27 protein-coding genes are annotated in these 20,571 nt (G+C 67.6%); 14 read left to right on the top strand and 13 right to left on the bottom strand.

From position 1 onward, the window contains the following. Positions 1-80 precede the first annotated feature (80 nt). Positions 81-1,061, bottom strand: a complete 981-nt coding sequence (locus CFE50_RS06905; protein WP_286732197.1) for an aldo/keto reductase — start codon at positions 1,059-1,061, stop codon at positions 81-83. 118 nt (positions 1,062-1,179) lie between these two features. Here CFE50_RS06905 and CFE50_RS06900 point away from each other — a divergent pair, with 118 nt between their 5' ends. Then, positions 1,180-1,608 (top strand): OsmC family protein, encoded by a 429-nt coding sequence (locus tag CFE50_RS06900; protein ID WP_007160229.1) that lies wholly within the window; start codon positions 1,180-1,182, stop codon positions 1,606-1,608. Between the two features lie 114 nt (positions 1,609-1,722). Continuing rightward, entirely contained in the window at positions 1,723-1,851 is a 129-nt protein-coding gene (locus CFE50_RS06895; RefSeq protein ID WP_007160228.1) for a hypothetical protein, read from the top strand. On the opposite strand, the gene CFE50_RS06890 is transcribed toward CFE50_RS06895, so the two are convergent. The 3 genes from CFE50_RS06890 to CFE50_RS06880 form a co-directional block, all read right to left on the bottom strand. Continuing rightward, entirely contained in the window at positions 1,848-2,120 is a 273-nt protein-coding gene (locus CFE50_RS06890) for a cupin (RefSeq protein WP_286732192.1), read from the bottom strand. The genes CFE50_RS06895 and CFE50_RS06890 overlap by 4 nt on opposite strands. Positions 2,121-2,283: 163 nt before the next feature. Then, a complete protein-coding gene (locus CFE50_RS06885; RefSeq protein ID WP_007160226.1) occupies positions 2,284-2,517 on the bottom strand; it encodes a hypothetical protein in 234 nt (77 codons plus the stop codon). 65 nt (positions 2,518-2,582) lie between these two features. Next, on the bottom strand, positions 2,583-2,999 hold the full coding sequence (locus CFE50_RS06880; protein ID WP_027597291.1) for a MarR family winged helix-turn-helix transcriptional regulator: 417 nt from the start codon (positions 2,997-2,999) through the stop codon (positions 2,583-2,585). 54 nt (positions 3,000-3,053) lie between these two features. Between CFE50_RS06880 and CFE50_RS06875 the strand changes: the two genes are divergently transcribed. Beyond that, a complete protein-coding gene (locus CFE50_RS06875; protein ID WP_286732187.1) occupies positions 3,054-3,848 on the top strand; it encodes a siderophore-interacting protein in 795 nt (264 codons plus the stop codon). Continuing rightward, positions 3,845-5,191, top strand: a complete 1,347-nt coding sequence (locus CFE50_RS06870; protein ID WP_007160223.1) for an MFS transporter — start codon at positions 3,845-3,847, stop codon at positions 5,189-5,191. The genes CFE50_RS06875 and CFE50_RS06870 overlap by 4 nt, the downstream gene beginning before the upstream one ends. Here the strand turns inward: CFE50_RS06870 and CFE50_RS06865 are convergent. Continuing rightward, the gene (locus CFE50_RS06865; RefSeq protein ID WP_286732182.1) at positions 5,188-6,312 is read right to left on the bottom strand and encodes an aminopeptidase; all 1,125 of its coding nucleotides are present in this window, start codon (positions 6,310-6,312) and stop codon (positions 5,188-5,190) included. The genes CFE50_RS06870 and CFE50_RS06865 overlap by 4 nt on opposite strands. Here CFE50_RS06865 and CFE50_RS06860 point away from each other — a divergent pair. Continuing rightward, the gene (locus CFE50_RS06860) at positions 6,311-6,733 is read left to right on the top strand and encodes a PA0061/PA0062 family lipoprotein (protein ID WP_007160221.1); all 423 of its coding nucleotides are present in this window, start codon (positions 6,311-6,313) and stop codon (positions 6,731-6,733) included. The genes CFE50_RS06865 and CFE50_RS06860 overlap by 2 nt on opposite strands. A gap of 34 nt (positions 6,734-6,767) precedes the next feature. Beyond that, a complete protein-coding gene (locus tag CFE50_RS06855; RefSeq protein ID WP_286732179.1) occupies positions 6,768-7,202 on the top strand; it encodes a PA0061/PA0062 family lipoprotein in 435 nt (144 codons plus the stop codon). Between the two features lie 42 nt (positions 7,203-7,244). Here the strand turns inward: CFE50_RS06855 and CFE50_RS06850 are convergent, their stop codons facing one another. Both CFE50_RS06850 and CFE50_RS06845 read right to left on the bottom strand, forming a co-directional pair. Then, entirely contained in the window at positions 7,245-7,421 is a 177-nt protein-coding gene (locus tag CFE50_RS06850) for a hypothetical protein (RefSeq protein WP_241807898.1), read from the bottom strand. Between the two features lie 104 nt (positions 7,422-7,525). Further along, positions 7,526-7,756 (bottom strand): DUF1161 domain-containing protein, encoded by a 231-nt coding sequence (locus CFE50_RS06845; RefSeq protein WP_027597286.1) that lies wholly within the window; start codon positions 7,754-7,756, stop codon positions 7,526-7,528. Between the two features lie 147 nt (positions 7,757-7,903). Between CFE50_RS06845 and CFE50_RS06840 the strand changes: the two genes are divergently transcribed. Further along, entirely contained in the window at positions 7,904-8,572 is a 669-nt protein-coding gene (locus CFE50_RS06840; protein ID WP_007160217.1) for a hypothetical protein, read from the top strand. Here the strand turns inward: CFE50_RS06840 and CFE50_RS06835 are convergent. Continuing rightward, positions 8,554-9,783, bottom strand: a complete 1,230-nt coding sequence (locus CFE50_RS06835) for a spore maturation protein (protein ID WP_007160216.1) — start codon at positions 9,781-9,783, stop codon at positions 8,554-8,556. The two genes, CFE50_RS06840 and CFE50_RS06835, sit on opposite strands and share 19 nt — an antisense overlap. A 127-nt stretch (positions 9,784-9,910) precedes the next feature. Here CFE50_RS06835 and CFE50_RS06830 point away from each other — a divergent pair, with 127 nt between their 5' ends. From CFE50_RS06830 to ubiA, 3 genes are read left to right on the top strand one after another with little or no spacing between them, the layout of a single operon-like run. Continuing rightward, a complete protein-coding gene (locus CFE50_RS06830; protein WP_027597285.1) occupies positions 9,911-10,480 on the top strand; it encodes a DUF2780 domain-containing protein in 570 nt (189 codons plus the stop codon). Next, positions 10,464-11,066 (top strand): chorismate--pyruvate lyase family protein, encoded by a 603-nt coding sequence (locus CFE50_RS06825; protein ID WP_286732173.1) that lies wholly within the window; start codon positions 10,464-10,466, stop codon positions 11,064-11,066. The genes CFE50_RS06830 and CFE50_RS06825 overlap by 17 nt, the downstream gene beginning before the upstream one ends. Positions 11,067-11,096: 30 nt before the next feature. After that, positions 11,097-12,044 (top strand): 4-hydroxybenzoate octaprenyltransferase, encoded by a 948-nt coding sequence (gene ubiA, locus CFE50_RS06820; RefSeq protein ID WP_037006596.1) that lies wholly within the window; start codon positions 11,097-11,099, stop codon positions 12,042-12,044. Here the strand turns inward: ubiA and CFE50_RS06815 are convergent. Together CFE50_RS06815 and CFE50_RS06810 are read right to left on the bottom strand one after the other, a co-directional pair. Further along, positions 12,029-13,018, bottom strand: a complete 990-nt coding sequence (locus CFE50_RS06815) for a DMT family transporter (protein ID WP_278442806.1) — start codon at positions 13,016-13,018, stop codon at positions 12,029-12,031. The genes ubiA and CFE50_RS06815 overlap by 16 nt on opposite strands. Positions 13,019-13,280: 262 nt before the next feature. After that, complete coding sequence (locus tag CFE50_RS06810) at positions 13,281-14,234, bottom strand: LysR family transcriptional regulator (RefSeq protein ID WP_286732172.1); 954 nt, start codon at positions 14,232-14,234, stop codon at positions 13,281-13,283. 256 nt (positions 14,235-14,490) lie between these two features. On the opposite strand from CFE50_RS06810, the gene CFE50_RS06805 reads away from it, so the two are divergent. Genes CFE50_RS06805 through CFE50_RS06790 form a run of 4 tightly spaced genes read left to right on the top strand, consistent with a single transcriptional unit; the run spans position 14,491 to position 19,246 of the window. After that, a complete protein-coding gene (locus CFE50_RS06805) occupies positions 14,491-15,993 on the top strand; it encodes an efflux transporter outer membrane subunit (protein WP_286732170.1) in 1,503 nt (500 codons plus the stop codon). Then, on the top strand, positions 15,990-18,146 hold the full coding sequence (locus CFE50_RS06800; RefSeq protein ID WP_286732169.1) for an FUSC family protein: 2,157 nt from the start codon (positions 15,990-15,992) through the stop codon (positions 18,144-18,146). Before CFE50_RS06805 ends, CFE50_RS06800 begins: the two co-directional genes overlap by 4 nt. Beyond that, positions 18,136-18,336 (top strand): DUF1656 domain-containing protein, encoded by a 201-nt coding sequence (locus CFE50_RS06795; RefSeq protein ID WP_007160208.1) that lies wholly within the window; start codon positions 18,136-18,138, stop codon positions 18,334-18,336. Before CFE50_RS06800 ends, CFE50_RS06795 begins: the two co-directional genes overlap by 11 nt. A 10-nt stretch (positions 18,337-18,346) precedes the next feature. Next, a complete protein-coding gene (locus CFE50_RS06790; protein WP_027600551.1) occupies positions 18,347-19,246 on the top strand; it encodes an efflux RND transporter periplasmic adaptor subunit in 900 nt (299 codons plus the stop codon). Positions 19,247-19,562: 316 nt separating this feature from the next. Here CFE50_RS06790 and CFE50_RS06785 read toward each other — a convergent pair whose 3' ends face one another. From CFE50_RS06785 to CFE50_RS06775, 3 genes are read right to left on the bottom strand one after another with little or no spacing between them, the layout of a single operon-like run. Continuing rightward, complete coding sequence (locus CFE50_RS06785; RefSeq protein WP_007160206.1) at positions 19,563-19,724, bottom strand: DUF1328 domain-containing protein; 162 nt, start codon at positions 19,722-19,724, stop codon at positions 19,563-19,565. Between the two features lie 29 nt (positions 19,725-19,753). Then, positions 19,754-19,975: a hypothetical protein gene (locus CFE50_RS06780; protein ID WP_171991203.1), complete on the bottom strand. Its 222-nt coding sequence runs from the start codon at positions 19,973-19,975 to the stop codon at positions 19,754-19,756. A 10-nt stretch (positions 19,976-19,985) separates the two neighbouring features. Further along, entirely contained in the window at positions 19,986-20,240 is a 255-nt protein-coding gene (locus CFE50_RS06775) for a hypothetical protein (protein WP_108582239.1), read from the bottom strand. Positions 20,241-20,571 lie beyond the last annotated feature (331 nt).

The following is a 20,571-nucleotide window of genomic DNA, read 5'->3' as shown; positions in this document are numbered from 1 at the left end:
CCAGGGCTCATCCAACCGCACCGCTCTGCTCTTCCCCCTCTCCCTCCGGGAGAGGGCCGGGGTGAGGGCAAGCCCCCGCCTCAGCTGAACCCCACCACCGGGTGCGGCACATAGGGCGCTTCCAGGGCACCGATCTCTTCTTCGCTCAGGCGCAGTTCCAGCGCCGCCACCGCATCTTCCAGATGCTGCGGCTTGGACGCCCCGACGATGGGTGCGTCGATCCCCGGCTTTTGCAGCAGCCAGGCCAGGGCCACCTGGGCACGAGGTACGCCACGGGCTTCGGCGATGCGCGCCACGGCGGCGACGATCTGTCGATCGGATTCCTCACTGGCGGTATAGAGCGTCTTGCCGAAGGCATCGCTTTCGGTGCGCGCGGTGCTGGCGTCCCAGTCGCGGGTCAGGCGGCCGCGGGCCAGCGGACCCCAGGGGATCACGCCAATGCCGGCGTCGCGGCACAGCGGCAGCATCTCCCGCTCCTCTTCGCGATTGAGCAGGTTCACATGGTTCTGCATGGTAGCGAAACGCGTCCAGCCGTGGCGTTCGGCGGTATGCAGCGCCTTGGCGAATTGCCAGGCGTACATGCTGCTGGCACCGATGTGCAGCGCCTTGCCCGCCTTGACCACGTCATGCAAGGCTTCGAGGGTCTCCTCGATGGGGGTGTGATAGTCCCAGCGATGGATCTGGTAGAGGTCGACATAGTCGGTGCCCAGCCGCTGCAGGCTAGCGTCGATGGCGGCGAAGATCGCCTTGCGCGACAGGCCGCCGACATTGGGCTTGTCGCGCAGCGGGAAGTACACCTTGGTCGCCAGCACGATCTCCTCGCGCACGGCGTTGGCCTTGAGAAAGCGGCCGACGATCTCTTCGCTTGTGCCGTCGGAGTAGCTGTTGGCGGTGTCGAAGAAGTTGATCCCGAGATCCAGCGCCTTCTTCAGCAGCGGCTGGCTCTGGTCTTCCGGCAGGGTCCAGGGGTGATTGCCGCGCTCCGGGACGCCATAGGTCATGCAGCCGAGGCAGAGGGGCGAGATCTTCAGACCGGTGCGGCCTAGATTGCGATAGTTCATGGGGGCCTCCAGGGATGGTCGAAAAAGGTTGACCACGCGGGTCCCGGATCGACTGCAACGAACTTACCGGCTGCCGTCTGGTTCTAGATGAATTCTCATCCACAACCGGAGACGCTCCATGAAGAAATATGCTTCCGCGGTCTGGCAAGGCGGTCTGAAAGATGGCAAGGGCCATATCTCCACCGAGAGCGGCGCGCTCAAGGACAATGCCTACGGCTTCAACACCCGTTTCGAAGACACCCCGGGCACCAATCCCGAGGAACTGATCGGCGCGGCCCATGCCGGTTGCTTCTCCATGGCCTTTTCCATGCTGCTGGGCCAGAACGGTCTGACCCCCGAGCGCATCGAGACCAAGGCCGACGTGACCCTGGACAAGGTCGGCGACGGCTTCGAGATCACCACCATCGATCTGACCATGAAGGCCAAGATCCCCGGTGCCACCCAAGAGCAGTTCACCACCATCGCCAACCAGGCGAAGGAAGGCTGCCCGGTGTCCAAGGTGCTCAAGGGCGCCAAGATCAACCTGAACGCCACGCTCGAAGGCTAAGGGTTTGAGGTGCCTGCCGGTGCCGCCTGGCATCGGCAACACCGCGTCATAAAGGCCGTTCGCAGCGACAGGCCGAATCGCTAGACTGCTCCGACCTAGCTTTCGGAGAGCACGATGAACGACTCCCTCTTCATGACCCTTTTTTCCATCCTTGCCGTGTTGCTGCTGGGCGGCGGCATCTACGGCTGCGTGATCCTCAATCGCCAGCGCAAGGACATCGAGAAGAACGACAGCGAAGGCTAGGCCAGGCGCCGACCTGCCAGATAGCGCACGCCCTCGGCACCGAAGCGCTCCGAATGCGGCTCCTGGGCGGCCAGGTGGAAGACCTCGCCAACGCCATAGTGGCGCTCGCCTATGGCCGTGCGGATGTGCAAGTCGCCCTGGACGACCAGCGCCTTGGCTTCGAAGGGATGAGCATGGGAGTCCAGGCGACCGAGGGCCTCGCGCTCGACCAGTACCGGCGGCTGGAAGCCCTCGCGGGCGAGTTGTTCGATGAAGGCGATCTGGTCCAAGGGTGCTCCTGACGCTGAAGGGGGGTGACCCGCGTCCAGGCTAAGGGGCCTGCCTGTTTTTGACCCGATCAAAATCGCTATGACGGGCCCTGGTCCGGACTATGACCGGCCAGGGCCGCTGGCGCATGGCAGCCCCGGCTGGCCGGAGGTTCCACGTGGAGCATTAGCGTTCCAGCTTGCGCTCGACCTCGGCGGTCTTGCGCCTGATCTCCTCGGCTTCCTGCTCCTTGGTCTTGATGTCGGTGGGGGTGATGACCTTGTCGATACCATCGGTCGGCGTCGATTCCGGCTGTTCCATGTCCTTTTTCACCACGTCCACCGGCCGCCCCGCTTCGTCGAGCGCGGGTTCGTTGGGTGGGGTCTTGCCCAGGTGGGCATCGGAACGCTGGTCGCTCATAGAGGGCTCTCCTCGGTAGGGTCCTTCTTTCGAGCGCGACGACCGCTGCGGAGTTCGCCCGCCGCTCAATTGCGGATCCGGACCCGCTCCAGATAGGCCAGCAACTGCGCCTGCTCGGTGGCGTCCAGCGGCGCGAAGACCGCTTCCAGGGCCTGGGTGCGCGGCACCTGGGCCTGGTCCAGCGCCTGGCGACCCTGCTCGGTGAGATGGACCAGCAGCGCCCGGCGATCCTGGGGATGGGGTTCGCGCCGGACCAGGCCGTCGCGCTCCAGGGCATCGAAGGCATCGGTCAGGGTGCGCGGTGCATGGCGCAGCTGTTCGGCGACCTCGCCCGGACGACAGGGGCCCAGGCGTTCCAGCACCTTGAGCACCTTGTAGCGGGCAAAGGAAAGTCCGGAGGCCTTGAGGGTCTCATCCAGTTGTTGGCGCATCTGCCGTTTCAGATCCATCAAGGCTTCGGCAATGGCGGCGGCGGTTGACATGAAAGCTGCTTACCTCGAATATAGTGAGGAACCTCAATGAATGGTACCTCCGCAATGGCGACATCTTTTCACAGCCGCGAGGGCGATGCCAGTGCCCCTCACCTTTTCCAGCGCGTGCGCTTCGACCTCAAGCGCCGCTGGGCAACCGTCGTCCGCCGCGAAGCACTCGGTGGCGACCTGCTGCGCCTGACCTTTGGTGGCAGCGACCTGGCCGATTTCCAGAGCGCGGCCTTCGACGAGCACGTGAAGCTCTTCGTCCCCGCCGACACCACGCCGATTCGCGCCGCCAGCCCCGAGCAGCTGGTGGGCCGTCACTACACGCCGCGCCACTACGATGCCGCCCGTGGCGAACTGGCCATCGACTTCTACCTGCATGAAGCCGGGGTGCTGACCACTTGGGCGCGCCAGGCGCAGCCCGGCGCCGAGCTGATCATCGGCGGACCCAAGGGCGCCCTGGTGCCGCCCGAGGATTTCGACTGGTACCTACTGGCCGGCGACGAGACCGCCCTGCCCGCCATCGCCCGCCGCCTGGAACAGCTGGCCGCTGGCGTGCGGGTCGTGGTCATCGCCGAAGTGGCCCGTCCGGGCCTGGAGATCGCCCTGCCGACGACCGCCGCCGCCGAGATCCGCTGGGTCCATCGCGAAACCGCGGCCAATGCCCTGGTGCAGGCCCTGGAGCAGCTGGAGCTGCCGCCCGGTGAAGGCTATGCCTGGATCGCCGGCGAGGCCACCCAAGCCCGCGCCGCGCGCCAGGCACTGCTGGCCAAGGGACTGCCGCGGGACTGGGTCAAGGCGGCCGGCTACTGGAAGCTCGGCGAGAGCGACCAGCACGTGAAGGTCGAGGATTGAGCACCGCCACCGCCGTCACCGACGGCCTGCCCCTGCCCCGCCGCTATCGCGCCGTGGCCGCCCTGCTGCTGGCCATCAGCATGACGGTGCTGGACAGTGGCATCGCCAACCTGGCGCTGCCCAGCATCGCCGAGGCCCTGGACGTCTCGGCGGCCGCGGCGGTCTGGATCGTCAGCGCCTATCAGCTGAGTCTGGTGGCCCTGCTGTTTCCCCTGGCCGCGGTGGCCGAGCGTCACGGTCTGCGACCGGTCTTCGCCGCCGGGGTCGGAATCTTCGGCCTGGCTTCCCTGGGCTGCGCCCTGGCGCCGGATCTCGCCAGCCTGGTGGCTGCGCGGGCGCTGCAGGGGGTGGGCGCCGCCGCCATCATGTGCGTCAGCGCCGGTATCGTCCGCCTCTCCTATCCGCGCGATCGCCTCGGCCGTGGCATCGCCATCAATGCCCTCTGCGTGGCCCTGGGGTCGGCCGCCGCACCCAGCCTGGGCGCCGCCATCCTGGCCCTGGGTGGCTGGCCCTGGCTGTTCGCCGTCAATGTGCCCGTGGCGGTGCTGATCGCGCTGCTGGTGCATAACCTGCCCGACAGCCCCCGCGCGCAGCGCCGCCTCGATCCCCTCAGCGTACTGCTCAACGCCCTGCTGTTCTGCGCCGGCATCGGCGGTCTGGAGCGCCTCGGCGCCGCGCCGTTGCAGGGCGTGGGCCTGCTGCTGCTGGCCGCCGCCAGCCTGGTGCTGCTGGTGCGCCGCGAGCGCGGTCTGCCGGCGCCGCTGTTGCCGGTCGATCTGCTGGGGCTGCCGGCCATGCGCCATTCGGTGCTGGCCTCGGTCTGCTCCTTTGCCGCGCAGATGCTCTGCTTTCTCGCCCTGCCCTTCTATCTGCAGCACCAGCTTGGACTGGTACCCTTGCAGGTGGCCCTGCTGATGCTGGCCTGGCCGCTCACCGTGGCCGTCTCGGCGCAGGTGGCCGGGCGCCTGGCCGACCGCCACCCGCCGCAGCGGCTGTGCATGCTCGGTGGCCTGGGCATCGCCCTGGGACTGGCCGCGGCAGCGGTAATGCCGCTGGAGCGCTCGACCGCCCTGCTGATTCCCTGCCTGATCCTTGGCGGCATCGGCTTCGGCTTCTTTCAGGTGCCCAACAACAGGATCATGCTGACCGCCGCCCCGGCCGGTCGCAATGGCGCCACCGGCGGTGTCCAGGCCACGGCGCGGCAGACCGGCATGGCCCTGGGCGCCGCGGCCCTGGCGCTGCTGCTGCATCTGGATGGCAGCCTGGCCCCGCGGCTGGGACTGGCCCTGGCGGCGGCTCTGGGTCTGGTCGCCGCCTGGTCCAACTGGCGGGCGCCGCGCTAGGACCGAGGGCTTGTCTCCGGCCCGAGCAGCGCCCTGAGCGCCCGCTCGCGCTCGGCCGCCGGGCGCTCGCCCAGCAGCCGGACCCGATGGAAGAAGGCCGGCCAGTTGCCCGGGTGCTGCCGATAGAGGGCGGCAAAGGCCGGCACCCACTGTTCGTACAGGCCATAGGGCACCAGCCGCGCATTGTTGAGCGGCTGCTGCATCCAGCCATCGAAGCGGCGATCGTCCCGCCAGGCCGGGGTGGCGCGCAGCCGTTGGTAATCGCTGCGCAACTGCGCGAAGCGCCGGGCCTTGGCCGCGCGCTTGGCCTCGGCCGTCAATGGCTGGACATAAAGCCTGGCCAGGTCGGCGCGGGTGGTCAGCAGCAGGGCACGGAATTGCTGATAGCGGGCTTCGCGCCCCGCGTCCGGCGGCGGTAGACCGCGACTGGCGCGCCATTGCCGCAAGCCTTCGCCCTCGACGAAGGTGGCATAGGATTCGTTGAAGGCGGTATCGCCGGGCAGATAGAAGCGCTGGTGCGCCAGTTCGTGGAAGATCGTCGCCGCCACCTGATCGTCGTCCCAGCGCAGCATGCTGCTGAGCAGCGGATCGCTGAACCAGCCCAGCGTCGAATAGGCCGGCACGCCACCGACATAGGTGTCCTGGCCCTCGGCCTGCAGCCGCTGCGCCTCGGCCCGCGCCCGGGCTTCCTGGTAGTAGCCGCGATAGGCCACGCAACCGGCGATGGGAAAGCAGTGGGTGGTGGGCCGGGTGGAGAATTCGGCGGTGGCGAAGACGTTCCACAGCACGAAGGGCCGCTTGAGTTCGACGAAACTGCGATAGCTGGCGTTGTCGGGCAAGGCCAGCTCGGCACTGGCGAAGCGGCGGGCCGCCGCCGCGGCAGCCAGGCGTTCGCGCAGGACGGCGGGTCGCGCGGGATCTGCGACGACCGTCGCAATGGGCTCGCGATCACGGATCAGCGCCCATTGGCCCTGTACCATCTGACCGTAGTACCCGACCGAGGTACAACCGCTCAGTCCGATCGCGAGGGACAGCAGCGCCAGCCAACGGCTCGTGCGTTGCGCAGGCAGGGTGCCTGGCTGGGTGGCGCGCCCTTCCCTGCCCGGAGTTGTAGCCGTCATGCGTAGACTGTGCCTGCTGTTGCCTGTGCTGTTCCTAGGTGGCTGTTCCCTGTGGCCGTTGCCCAAGCCGGATCCGGCGCAGGCCTGGATCGATCTGGACAGCGACGGCAAGGCCAAGCTGGAAGCCCTGCGCGCCGACCGCAAGGATCTCGAAGACAGGCGCTACTTCCAGGTCTGGCCGGGGAGCCACGATCTGCAGGTACGCTACCAGTTCGAGGTGCAGCCCACCAACATCGGCGCCCAGGTGGCCGATCCGCTGGCGCGCACCTGCCTGGTGACCCTCAACTACAAGGCCTTCGCCGCGGGCGAGCGCTATCGCCTGGAAGCCGGCCAGACCGGCTGGCGGCCCTGGGCGCGCCTCTATGACGAGCGCAACCAGGAAGTGGCGCGTAGCACTGCCAGTCGTTGCGGCGACGTGTAGACTCGGCTGATCTTCCTGTCGCGAGTCGCCGTCCATGCGCCTGCGCCTGCTGGTCCCCCTGCTGCTCCTGCTCGGCGGCTGCACCACGCCGCTGCCCCCCAAGGATCCCCACCAGGCGTGGGTCGATCTGGTGCTGCGCGAACCCGCGGTGGGCGCCTCGCTGCTGGCCGAGGCCCAGGACGGCAAGCGTCTCGACGACGGCCGCTACTTCCAGCTCACCCCCGGCAGCCACAGCCTCAAGGTGAGCTATCGCTACGAACTCTATGGCGGCGGTGGCTTCGGTTCGCGCTTCGGCTGGCGCGAACCGCTGCAGATCCAGTGCTATCTGGAACTGGACTATCCGGACTTCCAGGCCGGCCGGCGCTATCGCCTGGAGGCCGAGAACACCTTTGGCCAGGGCCAGATCACCCTCTACGACGGCCCGCGCGAACTGGTGAGTTCCGCGCGCGGCATCTGCTCGCCTTTCTGATCACGGCAGGCCAAGCGGCTGGCACGGTCAGACGACGGGCTACTAGGCGGGCACGCTGAGCCAGTCGTCCTGGCTGCGGTCCTGGGTGCGAACCGCCAGCGGGCGACCCTTCTGCTCGCGCAGCTGGCGACTCATGCGCAGGAAATCCTCGCGTTCCATCCAGCGCGGCGCGGGCTGGGCAAGGGACAGAGCTTGGCGAATCCGGGCGAACGGCGACATGGCATTACCCTCTTGGCTAAATACTGTATGCGCAAACAGTACTAAGCCAGGCGGAACTGTACAAGCATCCAGCGGATGAACGGTCTGTCTCCCGGTCCGGGAGTTCAGTCGTTGCGCTGGTAGAGGATCTTGTAGGTGCCGTTGGCGCAGCTGCCCACCACCATGTTGGGATCGCGCACCTCGGCATTGGGGACCGCTTCGAGGGTATAGGCGGTCACCCCGGCCGACTGGATCTTGACCTCGATGTCGGCCTTGAGCTGATCGCAGGACAGGGGTTCGGCCAGCACGGCGGTGCTCAGCAGGGTGGTGCAGCAGAGGAGCGATAGACGCAGCATGGCGGTTTTCCTTGGCGTGATGACCTCTCAGGCTTGGACGCCCGCGCTGTGGCGATGTTCTCAGCGCGGCCCTTTGGCCAGCGAAGCGGTGGAACCTGGAACCCGAACGGTATTTCCGATGGTCATTCCGTTCAGCGAAGTGCTCCCATGTTCCAGTGGTTGAAAGACAATTCCCAAGTCCTCACGCTCTTCGCCCAGTGCTGCACCCTGGGCGTCTGGGTGCTCTATGCGCAGCTCCTGCTCAACAACTACAAGCGCCAGCGTCAGCCGCGGCTGATCATCAACCGCGGCGCCGGCAAGGGCGTGGGCGCCCTCTGCCTGCTGTCCAACATGAGCGCCGAGCCGGTGTTCATCAACCAGCTCACGGTGATCCTCAAGACCAATCGCGAGACGCTCTACACGGATGTCACCGATATCCGCGAGAGTGGCCAGGATGACGTCGATCCCGATCTGGTGCTGGGCCAGGCCACCCACCAGGGACCGCTCAACACTGGCGACTTCACCCACATCGGCACCTTCCAGGGCCTGATTCGCCGCGCCGCCGAGTACAACGGCCTGACCCTGGAAGACCACCGGCCGCCCGAGGGCTGGGTGTTCGAGGGCCTGGAGATCCGCGCGGTGGCCTTCTATGGCTCGGATCACGACCCCATCGGGGTGCGCCGGCGCTTCCGCCTCGGCCAGCACGACGGCCACTACTGCGCGCTGATCGCCGAGGACTGGCAGACCCAGCAGCTGACCACGCGCCGCCAGCGGCGCATGGTGCAGGACGAGTGGATGGTCGAGCTGGAGCCCAAGGCTCAGCCAAAGAACCAGTAGCAGATCAGGATCGAGGCCGTGACCCCGGTGAATTCCGCCAGCAGGGCGCAACCCACCGCATGGCGGGCGCGCTGGATGCCCACCGCGCCGAAGTACACCGCCAGCACATAGAAGGTGGTTTCGGTACTGCCCTGGATGGTCGCCGCCACCAGCGCCGGAAAGCTGTCCACGCCATGGGTCTGCATGGTCTCGATCAGCAGCGCGCGGGCGGCGCTGCCGGAGAAGGGCTTGACCAGGGCGGTGGGTAGCGCCTCGACGAAGCGGGTGTCCCAGCCAAGGAAGGTCACCGCATGGCGGATGCCTTCGAGAACGGCCTCCAGGGCGCCGGAAGCGCGCAGCACCCCCACCGCGCAGAGCATGGCGACCAGATAGGGCAGCAGCGACTTGGCGACGTCGAAGCCTTCCTTGGCGCCTTCGACGAAGGCTTCGTAGACCGGCACCTTGCGCAGGGCGCCAAGGATCATGAACGCCAGGATGATGCCGAACAGGGTCAGGTTGCCGAGCAGCGAGGACAACCCGGCCAGCGCCGTGGCGGTCAGGGTGAAGAGAAAGGCGACGAAGGCGCCGAAGGCCAGGGCGCCGCCGCCGATCCAGGCCAGCACCACCGGATCCCAGAGTTTCAGCCGCTGCATGAAGGCCACCGAGAACAGCCCCACCAGGTTGGCGCAGGTGTGGGCCAGCAGGATCGGCAGGAACACCAGGGTCGGATCGGTGGCGCCCTGCTGGGCGCGGTACATGAACACCGTCACCGGCAGCAGCGTCAGCGAAGAGGCGTTGAGCACCAGGAAGAGGATCTGCGCATTGCTCGCCGTGGTGCTGCTGGGATTGAGCTCCTGCAGGGCGCGCATGGCCTTGAGGCCGATGGGCGTGGCGGCGTTGTCCAGGCCCAGGCCGTTGGCGGCGAAGTTGAGGGTGATCAGCCCCAATGCCGGATGGCCGCGCGGCACCTCGGGCATCAGCCGGGCGAACAGCGGCCCGAGCAGCCGCGCCAGGGCGTCCACCAGCCCGGCCTTTTCGGCGATGCGCAGGATGCCGAGCCAGAGGGTCAGGGTGCCGAACAGGAGCACCATGACCTCCACCGACAGCTTGGCCATGGCGAACAGACTCTCCACCATGGCGGCGAAGACTCCGGCGTTGCCGGCGACCAGCCATTGGCCGAAGGCGCTGATCCCGGCAACGATGAAGAAGCCCAGCCACAACCCGTTGAGCATCGCGGTTCTCCCGGCAAAACGGCGATGATAACCGCAGCGTCCGCTCCCTGCAGGGACGCCGTTCAGTCTGTGGTCATCGCCGCCGGGTTATCCTCTGACCTTTCACGCAATCCGCTGGAGTCCGCCCATGCGTCTGTCCGTTCTCGCCCTGCCGCTGGTGCTCGCCGCCAGCCCGGTGTTCGCCTTCAACCTCAACGACGCCGTCAACGCCTACAACAGCGCCAATGGCAACAACAACGCCAAGGCCACCGCCGCCGCGGCGGCCACGCCCCAGGCCCAGGGCCTGCTGCAGGCGCTGACCAGCCAGCTCAACGTCACTCCGCAACAGGCGGTGGGCGGCACCGGCGCCCTGCTCGGCCTGGCCAAGAATCAGCTGGTGGGCAACGACTATCGCCAGCTGGCCAAGGCCGTGCCGGGACTGGACCAACTGGCCGGCGCCAATGCCACCGGCGGCCTGGCGCAACTGGGCGGCCTGGGCAGTCTGCTCGGCGGTGGTGGTCAGGACGCCAAGCAGAGTCCGCTGGGCAGCCTGCTGGGCAATGTCGACAGCCGCCAGGACGTCGACAAGACCTTCAACGCCCTGGGCATGAACAGCGGCATGACCAGCCAGTTCGCCCAGGTGATCCTCGGCTATCTCGGCAAGCAAGGTACCCAGCCCTCCCTGCTGAGCACCCTGGGCAATGTCTGGGGCCTGTGACGGCGCCCCGCGCTGGCGGACCCAGGCGGCGGCCGGTGCGGAGCCGGACTATGCCGAGGCGCCGTGCGGCTGGCTCTATGCCGACCGCGGCTCCCTTACCGAACGCCTGACCGCCCTCAGTGGCGGGCGCTTCGCCGTCGAGGTGATCGCCGAGGGCTGGCAAGCGCTGCGGCCGGACGAGTGCCAGGCGCTGGAGGTGCCGCCGGCCAGCCCGGGCTGGGTGCGCGAGGTCTGGCTGCGTGGCGGCGGCGAGGCCTGGGTCTTCGCCCGCAGCGTGGCGGCGCGCGAAGCCCTGGAAGCGGCGGATTTCGACCTGGCGGCGCTGGGCGAGCGCCCCCTCGGCCACTGGCTGTTCCAGGCGCCGGCCTTTGTCCGCGGACCGCTGGAGGCCTGTCGCTATCCGCTGGCCTGGTTGCCCGCAGGGACGGCCACCAGGCCCTGCTGGGCCCGGCGCTCGGTGTTCCAGCGCGGTCCCCTGGCGATCCTGGTGGGCGAGGTCTTCCTGCCGGCCTTCTGGCCGCACGCGCGGCGCGAGGGCGGGTCGACTCATCACGACGGCAGCGGCGAAAGCCCAGGGCCCCTATAATCGCCGGGCCCTTCGCCATGCAGCCGTCCGATGAAAAAGAACGCCTCCCGTCCCCGTGATCGCCGTCCCGCCGCGCCCCGCGGCCCCGAGCCCAGCGCCCGGGTGATCGCCACGCGCCCCCGCCGCGAGCGCATCCGCGACTTCGTCCAGCTGACCCGGCTGGATCGCCCCATCGGCATCTATCTGCTGCTCTGGCCCACCCTCTGGGCGCTGTGGATCGCCGCCGAGGGCGTGCCGAGTCTGAAGAATCTGCTGATCTTCGTGCTCGGCGTGGTGCTGATGAGATCGGCCGGCTGCGTGATCAACGACTTCGCCGACCGCAATTTCGACGGCCACGTCGCCCGTACCAAGAATCGCCCCCTGGCCACCGGGCGCATCTCGCCCAAGGAAGCCCTGCTGTTCTTTGCCGTGCTGGTGCTGCTCAGCTTCGGCCTGGTGCTCTGCACCAACGCCACCACGGTCTGGCTGTCCTTTGGCGCCCTGGGCGTGGCGGCGCTCTATCCCTTCATGAAGAGATACACCTACTACCCCCAGGCGGTCCTGGGCGCGGCCTTTTCCTGGGGCATGCCCATGGCCTTCACCGCCGAGACCGGCGAGCTACCGGCGGCGGCCTGGCTGCTGTTCGTCGCCAATGTGATCTGGACGGTGGGCTACGACACCTACTACGCCATGGCCGACCGCGAAGACGATCTCAAGATCGGGGTGAAATCCACCGCCATCCTGTTCGGTGACGCCGACCGGGTGATCATCGCCACCCTGCAGGGCCTGACCCTGTTCTGCCTGGCGCTGGCCGGCGGCCGCTTCGGCCTGGGCCTGCCCTTCTACCTGGGCCTGGTGGTGGCGGCCGGCTGCTTCGCCTGGGAATTCCACGTCACCCGCGACCGTGATCCCCTGGTGTGCTTCAAGGCCTTCCTGCACAACCACTGGGCGGGGCTGGCGATCCTCGTCGGCATCATCGCCGACTACGGACTGCGCTGAGCCGGAGCGCCCGTGGCGGCATCGGCCACCACCTCCGGCAGCGCCTCGGGTTGCGCCGCCGGCACCGCCCGGGCCTTCTTGGCCTTGGACGCCTTGCGACTCTGCTGCCAGGCCACCGCCAGGCCGCTGGCGCAGATGATGAGGATGCCGATCAGCGCGCCGCTGTCCGGCACATGGCCGAAGACGAAATAGCCGATGATGCCGGCGGTGACGATCTGGCCGTAGCTGAAGGGTGCCAGCAGCGCCGGCGGCGCATAGCGGAAGGCCTGGGTCAGCAGCAGGTGGCCGGACATGCCGAACAGGCCGAGCAGCGCCAGCATGAAGCCATGGGTCAGGGTCGGAATCTCCCAGAAGAAGGGCACCACGCTGCTCAGCACCAGGGTGTTGATGATGCCGGTAAGGAAGTTGCTGGTGGTGGGGCTGTCGATGCCGCTGAGCAGGCGCGTCAGCAGCTGGTAGAGACCAAAGCACACCGCCGAGCAGACCGGCAGCAGCACCGCCGGAGTGAACAGCTGGCCCCCCGGCCGCACGATGATCAGCACCCCGATGAAGCCGGCCAGCACCGCCGCCCACTGACTGCGGGTCACGGTTTCCTTGAGCAGCGGCACCGACAGCGCCGTCACCATCAGCGGGGCGAGAAAGTTGACCGCGGTGGCCTCGGCCATCGGCAGGTAGCGCAGCCCGGTAGTGAAGAACAGGCTGCAGCCGATCAGGCACAGCGCCCTGAGCACCTGCAGACCCGGTCGCTTGGTGCGGATCACCGCCAGCCCCGAGCGCGGGATGAAGATGCCCATCATCAGCAGGGTGTGGGAGAGATAGCGGGCCCAAACCACCATGACCACCGGATAGAAGCCGGACAGGTACTTGGAGAGGGCATCGTGGGAGGCGAACAGCCAGACCGCGAGGCAGATCAGGGCGATGCCCTTGAGCGGCTGGTCGGCGAATCTCAGAGTGGGTCCTGCTGGGGCGCTCATTGGACTCCCGTGGCGTTTAGAGTCTGTTCAAACTCTGACGGCGGTCCCTGACCGCCTGCGTGATCCGGCCGTCCTGCACGGCGGTCCGTCGGCGTGGCCACCGACTTCGGGACATGGACCTCGACGATAGCGGAGCGTGCCGTCGAGCAGCCGTCCTGTCGCCCTCAGGACCGCGATACCGGGCGATATTTCAATAGCTTACTAACTATGACCCGGCGCGCGGCCCGGTCTCCCCGAGCTTAGTCCAAGCGCCCCGCCGACCTCAATGCGATTGTCCGACGACTTCGCTGACGGCGCGCACGAAGGCCTCGTCCGCTTCCAGCGCCCCAGGGATCTGTTCGCGCAGATAGGCCACCCAGGTGCGGATCTTGGCATCCAGGTATTGCCGCGAGGCATAGAGGGCATAGGCATTGAGCCGCTGCAGGCGATAGGCCGGCAGCACTCGCACCAGGCTGCCGTCGCGCAGGCCGTCCACCGCCGAATAGAGCGGCAGCACGCCGATGCCCAGGCCCTGGCGCAGGGCCTCGGTCATGGCGTCGCCGACGTTGACCTGGAAGGGGGTCTCGCCGATGCGATAGGTCTCCGGGCCGTTGGGGCCCTCGAACTGCCAGCGGTCGAAGGACACCACCGGACTGATGAATCTCAGGCAGGCGTGGTTGGCCAGTTCCGCCGGCGTCTGCGGCTGCCCATGCTCCTGCAGGTACGCCGGCGAGGCGCAGAGGATGCTGTAGGTGTGGCCGATCTGCTGGGAGACGAAGCCGGAATCGGGTAGCTCGGCCGCCACCACGATGGCCAGGTCGAAGCCCTCTTCGAGCAGATCGGGGATGCGGTTGGCCATGGTCAGGTCGAAGCGCACCTCGGGGTGCAGGGCGCGATAGCCGGCGATGGCGCGGATCACATAGTGCTGACCGATGCCGGTCATGCTGTGCACCCGCAGCCGTCCCTCGGGCCGTGCCTGGGCATGCCCGGCCTCGGCTTCGGCCTCCTCGACATAGGCGAGGATCTGCTCGCAGCGCGCCAGGTAGCGCTGGCCGGCCTCGGTCAGGGCGATGCGTCTCGTGGTCCGGTGCAGCAGGCGGGTGCGCAGATGGGTTTCCAGATGGGCCACCGCCCGGGAGACGTGGGCCGTGGTGGTCTGCAGCGTCTGGGCCGCGCCGGTGAAGCTGCCGCTCTCCACCACGGCGACGAAAACGCGCATGTTGTGCAGGGTGTCCATGCCGCCTCGACAATCGGGAAAAGCGTCATTCTCCATATTATTTCAGTATGTGAAACAAAGATTCGCCGGTTCGCGCGCTAATCGGCCACCCTGGAATTTTATAGAATCGTTAGCAGCCTAATGGTAACGTCCGTTGACCACTCGGTTCGCGGCTGTTTGCTACAGGCATCCTCTTCAGTTCCAGCTCATCTCGCCAGCCGCGCTGCGCCGTCTCAGGCCAGACGCCGGTATGGCCTCGTTGCCAACGGACCCCCACGTGTCGCCTTTCTCTAGCAGAGCCTGGCCTGCGCTCTCGGTAGTCGCCCTCGCGACCCTGCTGGCCGGCTGTATCGGTACCGGTCACAACGCACCCCAGGCGCAGCGTCTCGACGATCAGGCGCTGGCCACCGACGCCGCCATCCAGGCCGCCGCCGGCCAGGCCGCCTGGCCCGAACGCCAGTGGTGGTGCGCCTATGGCGATCCCCAGCTGGATGCCTGGATCAGCGCCGCCCTGGCCGACAACCCGCGCCTGGCCACGGCTGCCGCCCGGGTGCGCCGCGCCGAGTCCCTGGCCGGCCTGGCCGAATCCCGCGAAGCCCTGCAGGTCGAGGGCAAGGGCGCCTTCAAGCGCTACAGCTGGCCCACCGACGGCTTCTATGGCCCGGGCGAGCTGGCCGATCGCACCACCTGGAACAACAATGCCGAACTGGGCCTGAGCTACGCCCTGGACTTCTGGGGCCGCGAGCGCGACGCCAGTGCCCAGGCCCTGGACCAGGCCCATCAGGCCGCCGCCGAGGTGCGCGCGGCCGAACTGGAGCTGACCGGCAACATCGTCCGCAGCTACATCGGCTTCGCCCTGCACCACGATCAGCGCGACATCCTCGCCGCCACCCTGGAGCAGCAGCGGCAACTGGCCGACCTGGCCCAGCGCCAGCTGGACGGTGGCCTCGGCACCCAGTTCGAGGTCAGCCAGGCGCGCGCCCTGCTGCCCGAGACCGAACGCCAGCTGGAAGCCCTGGACGAGACCCTGGCGCTGGATCGCAACCAGCTCGCTGCCCTGGCCGGCAAGGGCCCGGGTGCCGGTGCCCGCCTGCAGCGCCCGCGGCTAAGCCTGGGCGCGGCGCCACGCCTGCCCAGCAATCTGCCCCTGGAATTGGTCGGCAAGCGCCCGGACGTGGTGGCGCGCCGCTGGCAGATCGCCGCCGCGGCCAAGGGCGTGGACGTCGCCCGCGCCAGCTTCTATCCCAACATCGACCTGGTGGCCAATGTCGGCCAGTTCCTGACCCTGGGTCGCCTCAGCGAGATGTTGACCCACGCCAAGACCGGCTCCTTCATAGGCCCCGCCTTTTCGTTGCCGATCTATGATGGCGGCGCTCTGCGCAGTCGTCTCGGCGCGGAATCGGCGGCCTACGACATGGCCGTCAGCGCCTACAACCAGACCCTGGTGGACGCCCTCAAGGACATCTCCGACGCCCTGATCAAGGCCGACTCGGCGGCCAGGCAGGCCACCCTGGCCGACCAGGCCAGCCAGGAAGCCCAGCGCACCTACGACATCGCCCGCGAGGCCTTTCGCCGCGGCCTGACCGACTACCTGCACGTGCTCGACGCCCAGACCCGGTTGTTCGCCCAGCAGCGGGTCACCGCCCAGGTGCATGCCCTGCGCCTGGCCGCCCAGGCCGCTGCCCTGGTCGCCCTCGGCGGCGGCGCGGACCTCGAACGCGGTCCGGGCGACCACGACTTGGTACCGGCGCGCGTGGCCGTCAAGCGAGCGCCCCGGTGAGTACCGGCACCGCCACCGGCGCGCCGCTGCGCCAGGCCCTCGGCGCCTGGGCGCGCAGCGACGGCAGCCTCTGGCTCTACCAGGCCAAGATGCTGCTCGCCGCCAGCCTCACCCTCTGGCTGGCCATGCGCCTGCAATTGCCGCACCCCAGTTCGGCGGTGATCACCGTGTTCATCGTCATGCAGCCGCAGAGCGGCCAGGTCCTGGCCAAGAGCTTCTACCGGGTCATGGGGACCCTGCTGGGACTGGCGGTGATGCTGGTGCTGATCGCCCTGTTCGCCCAGGAACGGGTGCCCTTCCTGATCTTTCTGGCGCTGTGGATCGGCCTCTGCGTGGCCGGCTCGGCGCGCTACCGGGACTTTCGCAGCTATGCCTGCATGCTGGCCGGCTATACCGCCGCGCTGATCGGCATCCCTGCCGCGCTCAATGCCGACACCGCCTTCATGTCGGCGGTGATGCGAGTGCTGGCCATCACCCTGGGCGTGCTCTGCAGCGGCGCGGTGAGTGCGGCGGTCTTTCCGCAGACCAGCGCCACGGCCATGCGCGCGACCCTCTATCGGCGCATGGGCGGCTTCGCCGGACTGGCCGCCGACGTCCTGCGCGGTCGGCTCGACCGGCCCACCCTGGAAGCCGCGGGCGTGCGCCTGGCCGCCGAAGCGGTGGGGCTGGAAAGCCTGCGCAGCGCCTCGGCCTTCGAAGACCCGCACATGCGCATGCGCAGCGGCCGCCTGGCCCGGCTGAACGCCGAATTCATGGGCCTGACCACCCGCCTGCATGCCCTCAGCCGCCTGCTGATGCGCCTGCGCGAACGCGACGCCCAGCTGCCACTGACGGCCCTCGAACGCCTCTGGGCGCCGCTGCTGGAACTGTTCGAGGAATGGCGCGGCCAGGCGCTCACCGACCGCGCGGCCCTGACGGCGGCGGCGCGTCTGGAACAGCTGCACCAGGGGCTGCGGCCGCGCATTCGTGCCCTGCGCGCCGAGTTGCCGCCCTTGAGCGAAACCGACCGGCGCGACTTCGAGACCGCCGTGGAGCTGCTCTTTCGCTTCACCGGCGAATGGCACGGCTATCTGCAGACCCACGCTTCCCTGGCCGCGCCGCGGCACAGTCGCGAGCAGTGGAAGCCGCGCTTCGTGGCCAAGGCCAATGCCCTGGGCGCGGCGGTCACGGGTATCCGCAGCGCCTTTCTGGTGCTGGTGCTGGGCGCCTTCTGGATCGCCAGTGCCTATCCCAGCGGCGGCATGCTGGCGCTCAACGCCGCGGCCGTCTCGGCGCTGGCCTCGGCCTCGCCGGATCCCAAGCGCACGGCGCTGCAGATGGCCGTCGGCGCCAGTGGCGGCGTGGTGCTGGGCTTCTTTCTGACCTTCTTCGTCTTTCCCTGGATCACCGGCCTGCCACTGCTGCTGCTGACCCTGGCGCCAGTGTTCATGCTCGGCACCTGGATCTCCCTGCGCCCGGGCTGGATGGGCTATGGCCTGGGTTGCCTGGTGTTCTTCTGCTTCACCTCGATTCCCGACAATCCGCCGGTCTACGACGCCTACGCCTTCATCAACAACGGCATCGCCGTGGTCCTGTCGATGGTGATCACCGCGGCGGTCTCTGCGGTGCTGCTGCCGCCCAACAGCCCCTGGCTGTGGCGCCGGCTGGAACGGGACCTGCGCCAACAGCTGGTGCGGGCGGTGAGCGCGCCGCTGCCGCACCTGGCACCGGCCTTCGAGGGCCAGACCCGCGATCTGCTCAACCAGGCCTATGGCGTCAGCGCCGGGCGCGGCGAGGCGCAGCGGCGCCTGATCGGCTGGGCCTTCGCGGTGCTGGAAATCGGCCATGCGGTGATCGAGTTGCGCCAGCTGCAGGCGCGCCTGCCGAACGCGCCACGCTATGCCGAGGGCAGCGCCTGGCGCCAGGCCATCCGGGTGCTCGGACGCGCCCTGGTGCGTCTCTTCCTCAAGCCCGGCGCGGAACATCTGCGCCGGGCGCTGGCGGCGGTGGATGCGGCCCTGGCCGCCGTGACGGTCGTGACCGAACCGCCGGAACTGCCCTATGACGAGTCGCCGCTGCGCCAGGTGCAAAGCGACCTGCACTTCATCCGCAGCGCCCTGCTCGATCCCCAGGGGCCGCTGGCCCGCTATCTCGAGATCCCCCATGCCACGTGAAATCGCCTTCCACGGCCTCTACCTGCCCACCGTGACGGTGCTGTTCCTGGTCGCCGCCCTGCTCGCCTGGGCGCTGGACCGGGTGCTCGCCGCGGTCGGTCTCTATCACGTCGTCTGGCATCCGGCGCTGCTGCGCCTGGCCCTGTTCATCTGCCTCTACTGCGCCCTGGCGCTGTGCGTCTATCGCTAGGACTCCTGCCATGATCCTCAAGAAACTCTTCGGCGTGCTCTTCACCCTGCTGGTGGTCTGCCTGGCGCTGATCCTCGGTCGGCTGCTCTGGGTGCACTACATGAACGATCCCTGGACCCGCGACGGCCGGGTGCGCGCGGAGGTCATCACCATTGCGCCCGACGTGGCGGGCCTGGTGACCGAGATCGCCGTGCGCGACAACCAGTGGGTCAACAAGGGCGACCTGCTGCTGCAGATCGATCCGGAACACTACGAGATCGCCGTGCATCAGGCCGAGGCTTCGGTCGCCGCGCGCAAGGCCACCCTGGCCATGCGTCAGCAGAACGCCCGCCGCCGCGCCGACATCGACAGCCTGGTGGTCTCTCGCGAGAATCGTGAAGACGCCAGCAGCGCGGCCCTGGCCGCCGAGGCCGATCTGCGCCAGGCCCAGGCCCAGCTGGAATCGGCGCGCCTGAACCTCAAGCGCACCCGGGTGCTGGCCCCCGTGGACGGCTACGTCACCAACCTCTCGGTGTTCAAGGGCGACTATGCCGCCGCGGGCGCGCCCAAGCTGGCCGTCATCGACGCCCATTCGTTCTGGGTCTATGGCTATTTCGAAGAGACCAAGCTGCCCCATGTGCGGGTCGGTGCAGCGGCGGAGATGCGCCTGATGAGCGGCCAGACGCTGCAGGGCCACGTGGAAAGCATCGCCCGCGGCATCTATGACCGGGACAACCCCCAGAGTCGTGAACTCACCGCCGATGTGAATCCCACCTTCAACTGGGTACGCCTGGCGCAGCGGGTGCCGGTGCGCATCGCCCTGGACCCGCTGCCCGAGGGCCTGCTGCTGGCGGCCGGCACCACCTGTACCGTGGTCCTGGAAGATGCTCGCGGCGAACGTTCCTGGTGGGACGCCTTCTGGCAGGGTTGAGGCCTGCCGAACGTCCGACTTTTGCCTCTCCCAAACGACAACACCCCTGACGTCGGCAGGTTTCGCTAGAGACGAAACCGGTCGAATTCAGGGGTGTGGTCGTAACCAGCCCAGTCCGCCGCGAGTGCGAAAGTACTCCCTGTACTCTTGGAACCCTCCCCTACTGCAGAGCGTCCCGACCATGTGGCCCTTGCGTCTCGGGTTAGGAGACGACTTCGAGGTTGTCCATTGAATCGGCTTAAAGCTGCAATCCGATGACAGAGCCTCAGCAGCCGGTCATCATGACCGGCTGCTTGTCTTGCTCATGGACCAGCCGTCAGGGACGACGGCGACCCATGAAGAACGACACCACGAACAGCACCAGGAACAGCACGAACAGGATCTTGGCGATACTGGTGGCGGTACCGGCGATGCCACCGAAACCCAGGACGCCTGCGATGATCGCGATGATCAGGAAAGTGATAGCCCAGCTCAGCATGGTGTTTCTCCTATGTATTGCAAGTGCACTCAGCGGACGACAGCACCTGTCCAGCGAGCAGTGGTTTTATTAGCGAAATCCTGGGTATCCAGACTCGCCATCCGTGGTTCCACATCGGTCAGATCGAGATCCAGACCATTAAGGTTGTGCGTCTGATTGAGCGCACGACCCATCATCAAAGCACTGAGCAACATCCCGAGTACGACCGCCGCTGCAGCGAACAACACAATCATCAGCAGCATCCACATCATGGTCATGACCTCAGAATACCCAGCGGGTCTGCTTCACCAGACGGTCACCGTTGGACTGTGCCGGGATGGCTTTGAGTTCCCCACGGCCTTGACTTGCCAGCGGCTTGGCTGCAGGCACCATGGCCTGGGCAGCAATGCGGGTGGATGCGATGAGTGCCTGTTCGCGGCTGACGTCGTGGCCCTGGGGGGCGGCGACGGCGGCGCTGGCGAAGCAAGCGAAGAGCGCAGTACCTACCAAGTGCTTGCGAAGGGTCTGGCTGATCATCGGGTATCTCCTGCAATCCGTTGGCCCTGAGGCCGGCTTGCCAAGGAGATTGCAGACTGCGTGCCAGCTTTTCGAAAACTATTTTTTCCTTTTAAAACAATAACTTATGATTTTAGGCAGGGACGCCTGCACTTGCACCTTGCAAGGTGCAACGCCTGAGCCATTGCGTTTTGCATGATGGCCAGGGGGTGATCGGAGGATGTGGGGCCCGTCCGCGCGACAGCGCAACGGTGAAAGGCAGGCCAAAACCTTCCGCTGCTCGCCCAAAAAGCCGCTTTTTGCCGCTTTCCCCCCGGCGGGTTGCGATCTGCACGATGCTCGCGATGGCCTA

This window comes from Pseudomonas sp. PGPPP4, assembly GCF_002256045.1.
GTDB classification, from domain to species: Bacteria; Pseudomonadota; Gammaproteobacteria; order Pseudomonadales; family Pseudomonadaceae; genus Chryseomonas; species Chryseomonas oryzihabitans.
This window is presented reverse-complemented; position numbering and strand designations above follow the sequence as displayed.